General features: G+C 68.8%; 6 protein-coding genes. All 6 read left to right on the top strand.

Annotated elements, in window-relative coordinates:
• Positions 1-7: 7 nt before the first annotated feature.
• Positions 8-1456: an FAD-dependent oxidoreductase gene (locus HDA39_RS11760; protein WP_184795257.1), complete on the top strand. Its 1449-nt coding sequence runs from the start codon at positions 8-10 to the stop codon at positions 1454-1456.
• Entirely contained in the window at positions 1453-2832 is a 1380-nt protein-coding gene (locus HDA39_RS11755; protein WP_184795256.1) for an NAD(P)/FAD-dependent oxidoreductase, read from the top strand. The genes HDA39_RS11760 and HDA39_RS11755 overlap by 4 nt, the downstream gene beginning before the upstream one ends.
• A gap of 12 nt (positions 2833-2844) precedes the next feature.
• Complete coding sequence (locus HDA39_RS11750; RefSeq protein ID WP_184795255.1) at positions 2845-3801, top strand: hypothetical protein; 957 nt, start codon at positions 2845-2847, stop codon at positions 3799-3801.
• A gap of 116 nt (positions 3802-3917) precedes the next feature.
• The gene (locus HDA39_RS11745) at positions 3918-4697 is read left to right on the top strand and encodes an IclR family transcriptional regulator (RefSeq protein ID WP_184795254.1); all 780 of its coding nucleotides are present in this window, start codon (positions 3918-3920) and stop codon (positions 4695-4697) included.
• A 37-nt stretch (positions 4698-4734) separates the two neighbouring features.
• Positions 4735-6099, top strand: a complete 1365-nt coding sequence (locus HDA39_RS11740; RefSeq protein ID WP_184795253.1) for a hypothetical protein — start codon at positions 4735-4737, stop codon at positions 6097-6099.
• Positions 6100-6172: 73 nt separating this feature from the next.
• Positions 6173-7180 carry a TerC/Alx family metal homeostasis membrane protein gene (locus tag HDA39_RS11735; protein ID WP_184795252.1) on the top strand — a complete coding sequence of 336 codons (1008 nt, stop codon included), beginning with the start codon at positions 6173-6175 and terminating at the stop codon, positions 7178-7180.
• The last annotated feature ends 21 nt before the right edge of the window (positions 7181-7201 follow it).

Raw genomic sequence — 7201 nt, 5'->3', positions numbered from 1 at the left:
ACTCCACGTGAGCCAAGTCTTCGATGTAGTTGTAGTCGGCAACGGATCGCTGGGCCTGTCGCTCGGGCTGGTGCTGGCGCGGCGCGGCGTGCGGGTCGCCGTCCTCGGACAGCCGCACCGCCCGGGCGCGGCGTCGTCGTCGGCGGGCGCGATGATCGGCACCTTCGGCGAGGTGACGACGACGTTGCTGAAGACCGAGTACGGCCGGACCAAGCTGGACTGGGCGTACCGGGCCTCGAAGCTGTGGCCGGACTGGCTGGCGTCGCTGTCACCGGACACCGACGGCCGCGAGCTCTTCACCGCCGACGGCACGGTGGTCATGCTCAACTCGGTCGGCCTGCCCGAGATCGACACGGACAACTACCGGGCGATCCGGCGCGCGCTCGGCGAGTACGGCGAACGGTTCGAGGACCTCGACCCCGAGGACATCGAGTGGCTCGACCCGGAGCCGACAGCGCGGCCGCTCCAGGCGATGTTCATCCCGGACGAGCACGCCGTGAACGCGCACGAGCTGCTGGTCCGCCTGGACCGGGCGTTCACCGCGGCCGGCGGTGTTCTCATCACCCAGGAAGCAGCCCGGATCGATCGCGACGGTGACCAGGTCACTGGGGTGACGCTGGTCTCCGGCGACCCGATCAGTGCCGGACAGGTCGTGCTCGCGGCCGGGGCCGCCACCCAGACGATCCTCGAAACCCTGCCCGACCAAGCCGCGATGATCCCCGGGCTGGTCAGCGGGTACGGCGTCTCGGCGCTGGTCGACACCGTCGACGGGACCTCGCCGCGCAGCGTGATCAGGACTCCGAACCGGGCCTTCGCCTGCGGGCTGCACGTCGTACCGCGCGGTGCCGGACAGGTCTACGTCGGTGCGACCAACGTGATCTCGCCGGATCCCCGCAGCCGCGCGCTCGTCTCCGACGTCCTCTTCCTGCTCGACTGCGGGGTGCGTCAGGTCCGCCGCAACCTCAGCCGGAGCGGACTGCGCAAGCTGCAGGTGGGCAACCGGCCGGTCGCGCTCGACGGCATGCCGCTGCTGGGGGAGACCGGTGTCGCGGGCCTCTGGATGATGACCGGCACCTACCGGGACGGCCTCACGCTGTCGCCACTGCTTGCTCGGGAGATGGCCGCGCTGCTGCTCGGTGAGGAGGGCACGGTCGATCTCCAGCTGTTCCGGCCGGTGCGGTCGCCGATCCAGGCCTTCGACCGCGCGGACATCGTCAGTACGACGGTCACGCACATGATGGCGACCGGCTACGAGACCAACTGGTCGCTTCCCGTCGACCTGCCGCTGACCATCGAGCACTACCTGCGGCTCGCGTACACGCGGATCGCCGACGAGTTCGACCCGGAGTTCACCCCGCCGCCGGAGCTGCTGGCGGCGTCCCGGATCCACCTGTCGATCGCCCAGTCCCTGCGTGACTACTACGCGGCCGGCCGGACCACGGTGGCCGGCCGATGACCGGAAAGGAAGCCGCCATGGAGTACGACGTCGTTGTCGTCGGCAACGGATTGCTGGGACTGTCGCTCGGGGTCGAGCTGGCCCGACGGGACGCGCGGGTCGCCGTACTGGGGCAGCCCGCAGCGGTCCCGGCCACGGCGATGGTCCAGACCTTCGGCGAAGTGACCGCCCGGCAGCTGTCGAGCGAGCACGGTCGGGAGACCCTGGCCTGGACTTTCGAGGCTTCGGCGTACTGGGACGAGTGGTTGGCGTCGCTGGAGCCGGAGACCGACCTGCTGACCGGGGACGGCACTCTGGTGATCCTGAACGCGATCGGCCTGCCCGGCGTCGACACGGCGAACTTCGCCGCGATCCGGTCGGCGCTCGACGAGTACGACGAGCCGTCCGAGGACGTCGATCCCGACGAGATGGACTGGCTCGACCCGGAGCCGACCTCCCGTCCGCTGAAGGCCCTGTTCCTGCCGAACGAGCGGGCGGTGAACGCCCGGGAGTTGCAGGACCGGCTCGAGCAGGTGTTCCGGGCGGCCGGCGGTGATCGGTTCGCCGAGCCGGTCGCCGGGCTGGTGCGATCCAACCGTGCCGAAGGCGTCGAGCTGGCCTCCGGTACGACGCTGCGCGCGAAGGCCGTCGTACTGGCGGATGGTGCTGAATCGCCGGTGCTGTTCGCCGGCGTACCGGAGGCTGCCGAGAGTCCGCGGCTGATCAGCACGGGAGTTGTCTCGGCGCTGGTCGACACCGACGACGGCAGTGTTCCGCCGTACGTCATCCGTACGCCGCAGCGTGCTTTCGCCGCCGCCACGTTCGCGCTGCCGCACCGGTCGGGGCAGGTCCAGCTCGGCGGGACCGAGATCGTTGCTACCGAAGCACGCGACGCAGCGCCTGTCGGCGACGTACTGCACTTGCTGAACGCTGCTGCCCGCCAGATCCGCCGCGACCTGGGCGAGAGCAGCATCCGTGAACTCCAGCTGGGCAACAACCCGACCGCGATCGACGGCCAACCCCTGGCCGGCGAAACCGCTCTCCCCGGCCTGTGGCTCCTGGCCGACCCCAACCTGACCCGAGCGCCGCAGCTGGCCCACGAGTTGGCCAACGTGCTGGTCGGCGATCAGCCAAGGATGTCCATCGCGCCGTTCAGCCCGGTCAGAACGCCGCTGCCGACCTTCACGCGCGCTGAAAGCGTCGCCGCGACGGTCACCCACCTGCTGGCCAGCGGGTACGAGTCCAACTGGAGCACCCCGGTCGAATGGCCCGCCCTACTGGAAGCCACGGTCGTCACCGAGCTCCACCGTGACCCACGCCAGAACCCGAACCCGTTGTCTGTCCGCCTCGAGGAGGGTCTGGCTCAGTCGCACTCGGCGACTGAATCGACGCTGTGAGAGACTGGCCAGGTGGCTGGGCGTTTCCTGTCGATCGTGCTGGTGGGGCTGCTGGTCGCGAGTTGCAGCGGAGAGCCCGAGCAGCAAACGGCTCCTGCTCCGACGTCGGCGAGCAGCAGCGCCGTACCGACGATCACGCCGCCCTTGTCGATCCCGCAGTACCAGGCTGTGCTGAGTGCGATCGAGCAGCGTCTGCAGCCGTACGTGCTGAAGGCAATGACCGCGCCTACGCTCGCGGCGACGCAGACCGCGCGGGACGCCCTCGCAGCCGCGATGGAGCGTGAGTACGGGCCTCTGCAAAAGACTGTGGCGCCGCGGGCGGTGGGACTCGGTCATACCCTGGCGCTCGAAGCCCTCGCCGGCTACCAGACGCTGCGCAGTGACGGACCGGTCGCGAATTCCGTCCGCGCCCAGGAGTGCGGCCTGACCCCGTCGTCGGCCGAGAGGTTCGCAGACATCCGCGGGGAGATCTTCTTGCGGGCGTTCAGGTCCCACGGCATGAACAGTTCAGATCCTCTGGCCGACGCGACCAGGGAGCTGGCGAAGGCGAAGATCACCTTCGGCCGGCTGCTCGCCGCGCGAGAGCCGGCGAATCAGCCGCAGCTGAACCGTCGCGGCGTGCACGGCAAGGTGGTCGCGCGCTCCGGCGCGCGCGGCTCCGGGCGCTTGCAGATCAGCAACCAGTCGGACGGCGACGTCGTGGTCGCCGCCATGGCCGGCGAGACGTCCAAACCGATCGCCGCGATCTACGTCCGAGGCAACGCGAGCGCCACACTGTCCGGCATCCGCGGCCAGTACTCCGTGTACTTCAAGTCGGGCACCGACTGGGACGCCGAACGCGGCACGTTCACCCGATCCTGCGACTACTACAAGTACCTGCGCTCGTTCGACGCCAACTCCACCTGGCAGATCAAGATCACCTCGAGCATCACCAGCGCCCCGGGCACCAGCCAGACCAGCCCGTTCTGATCGGCACGGCCGGTCAGCAGTTCGAGTCCTCAGGTGCGGTGACTTCACCGGGTGAATGTGCAGGATCGTGCGCCTAGATGTTGATCATGCAGTATGTGCATGTTAACTTCCTCGGTATGCAGGGTGATGCGCGCGAAGGCAAGGGCCAGATGCAGTCGTTGCTGCGTGGTCTGGAGATGCTTCGGCATCTCGTGGAGGCGGATGGGCCGGTGACGGCGACCGAGGTGGCCAAGGCTCTGGAGCTGCACCAGAGCACGGCGTCGCGGATGCTCGCCACGCTGGCCACTGCGGGGTACGTGCGCAAGGAGAGCTACCGCAGCTACGCCCCGGACTACGGGTTGCTCTCGATCGCTCTCGGGGCGCGTCCGCACTTCAGCATCATGGAGACACCGCGCCGGGCGATGCAGGAGGCCGCGGACCAGGTGCCGGGGATGACGCTGTCGATCTGCATGCTGTGGCGGCAGGAGCTGATCTACTTCCTGCGCTCGGCAGAGGGCCGGCAGCCGGTGCTGTTCGAGGGCCACGGTTATCCGATGCACCTCTCGGCCCCCGCGATGCGGTTGATCGCGGACCTGCCCGACTCCGAGGCCCTGGAGCTGCTGGAGCACTCGCGGGCCCGCTTCGGCTGGGCACGGCCACATCCCCACGTCCCGGCCGATCCGCACGGCGTCATCGAGGTCGCCCGTTCGAACGTCACCTTCGACTGCCTGATCGACGACGGCTACCGCGACGTCGAGAACTACGTCGCCGCGGCGATCCCGCTCCGTCCGTACGACGGGCACCCCGTAGCGCTCGCTCTCCACGGTCCCCGCGACGTGGCGAGCGACGACAAGCTCCGGCTGCTGCTGCACGAAGCCCGGCGCGAGGTCGAGACCTCGATCGACGCCGCCCACTGACCAGCTAGTCCCGCGCCCAGCGCGAGAGAGGCAACTCATGAGTCACCACGCGATCAGCGGCGTCCTGCCGCGTCTTGCGGTCAAGGCCGACCACACTCCCCGCAGCGAGACCGGGATCGGCGCCTTGATGCCGTGGGCGAACAGGCTCTGGTTCGTCACGTACGTCGCCCACAAGAGCGCCACCGGCGGTGGGACCGGGCTGTTCACGATCGACGACAACCTGGAGCTCACCAAGCACCCCGCGAGCGTCGTCGGCACCTACGCCAACCGGCTGGTGCACCGCGAGACGAGCCAGCTGTTCATCGGGCCGCACGTGATCGATGTCGACGGCAACGTCCGGACCATCGACGAGCTGGTCGACGTCCGGCTCACCGCGACCTGCCGGCACCTGACCGACGAGGCGAACAAGGTCTACATGGTCGGCATGGAGGGCGAGTTCCTCGAGGTCGACGTCCACAGCCTGGAGGTCAAGCAGCTCGCCGACCTGTGCCTCGAGCTCGGCGTCACCGGCTACGCCCACTTCAAGGACGCCTACACCCGGCACGGCCGGGTCGTGGTGGTCAACAACTCGTACTACGAGAAGGACTTCCCGGCCGGTGAGAGCGAAGGGCGGCTCGCGGAGTGGGACGGCACCGCCTGGACGATCCTGGCCAAGACCCAGTTCAACACGCTGGCCAGCGCCAACGGCATGGGCGACGCCCTGTACGCCGTCGGGCAGGACCGCGCGTCCGCGCTGTTGCACGTCTACCTCCCGCAGACCGGCTGGAAGGTCTACCGGCTGCCGAAGTCGACCCACACCCAGGATCACGCCTTCACCACCGAGTGGCCGCGGATCCGCGAGGTCGAGTCCGAGCGTCTGCTGATGGACGCCAGCGGCATGTTCTACGAGCTGCCGTCCCTGACCTACGGCAACGCCGTGTGGGGGATCCGGCCGATCGCGTCGCACCTGCGGATCGTCGGCGACTTCTGCTCCTGGAACGGGCTGCTCGTCCTGGCCGGCGACCAGACCACGCCGATCCACGACGCCAACCCGGTCGCCGGGCAGCCGCAGGCCAACCTGTGGTTCGGCAAGACCGACGACCTCTGGTCGTGGGGCAAGCCGCAGGGCTGGGGTGGGCCGTGGTGGGAGTCCGGCGTCGAGGCCGGCGTACCGTCCGACCCGTACCTGATGACCGGTTTCGAGCACAAGTGCCTGCACCTGTCCCACGAGGCCACCGAGCCGGTCGACTTCCAGGTCGAGGTCGACTTCAAGGGCACCGGCGACTTCCGCCGCTACCGGACGATCACGGTCGGGGCCGAGGGCTACGAGTCCTTCACCTTCCCGACCGGCTTCAGCGCGCACTGGGTGCGGGTCGTGCCCTCGGCCTCGTGCCGGGCGACCGCGCAGTTCATCTACACCTGAGCGCGTCGTCGCGGTGGGCTTGCGTTGACCCGGCATCCTTGGGGTTCACGTCGGGGCGCGACTTGGAGGGCGAGTGCTGGAGATCAGTGGGCTGACCTGGGCGGTTACCATCGGGTTGATCGTGGTGTTGCTGGCGGTGGACCTGATCCTGGCGGCGCTGCGGCCGCACCGGGTCGGGTTCGCCGAGGCGACCGCGTGGTCGGTGTTCTACGTCGCGGTGGCGATCGGGTTCGGGGTGTGGTTCGCGAGCGTGTACGGCGGTGACTTCGGCGCGCAGTACTTCGCGGGGTACATCGTCGAGAAGAGCCTGTCGGTCGACAACCTGTTCGTGTTCGTCATCATCATGACCACGTTCGCGGTTCCGGAGGAGCACCAGCACAAGGTGCTGACGTTCGGGATCGTGCTCGCGCTGCTGATGCGGGCGGTGTTCATCGCGGTCGGGGCGACGCTGCTGTCGCTGTTCTCGTTCATGTTCGTGGTCTTCGGCCTGTTGCTCCTGTTCACCGCGGTCCAGCTGTTCCGGCACCGCAACGAGGATCCCGACGTCGAGAACAACGTCGTGGTGAAGACCGCCCGGCGGATCCTGCCGATCTCCGACGAGTACGTCGGCGGCAAGCTGTTCGCGAAGATCGACGGCCGGCGGGTGACCACGCCGCTGTTCGTCGTACTGGTGGCCATCGGTGGCGTCGACCTGCTGTTCGCGCTCGACTCGATCCCCGCGGTGTTCGGCGTCACCGAGGAGGCGTTCATCGTGTTCGCCGCGAACGCCTTCGCCCTGCTCGGGCTGCGGGCGCTGTTCTTCCTGGTCAAGGGGCTGCTGGACCGGCTGGTCTACCTGTCCGCGGGGCTCGCGGTGATCCTGGCCTTCATCGGCGTCAAGCTGATCCTGCACTGGGCCCACGTCGACATCAACGAGAGCATCCCCGAGGTGAAGACCCCGGTCAGCCTCGGCGTGATCGTCGGCATCCTCGTCGTCGTGGTCGTCGCCAGCCTGCTGAAGACTCGCAACGACCCGGCGGCCAAGGCCCACGCCGGCTCGCTGCGCGGGCACCGCACACCCGATACCGAGGGCGATCGCTGACCCGAGGAGCCGGAGCACGCC

Origin of the sequence: Kribbella italica (genome assembly GCF_014205135.1) — a bacterium.
Classification (GTDB): Bacteria; Actinomycetota; Actinomycetes; order Propionibacteriales; family Kribbellaceae; genus Kribbella; species Kribbella italica.
Note: the sequence above shows the minus strand (reverse complement) of the source record. Positions and strands in the feature narration are given on the sequence as shown.

Excerpts from the sequence above, each read along its gene's own strand:
- HDA39_RS11745 (WP_184795254.1), top strand. The coding sequence starts at position 3,918 with ATGCAGGGTGATGCGCGCGAAGGCAAGGGCCAGATGCAGTCGTTGCTG.
- HDA39_RS11755 (WP_184795256.1), top strand. The coding sequence starts at position 1,453 with ATGACCGGAAAGGAAGCCGCCATGGAGTACGACGTCGTTGTCGTCGGC.
- HDA39_RS11740 (WP_184795253.1), top strand. The coding sequence starts at position 4,735 with ATGAGTCACCACGCGATCAGCGGCGTCCTGCCGCGTCTTGCGGTCAAG.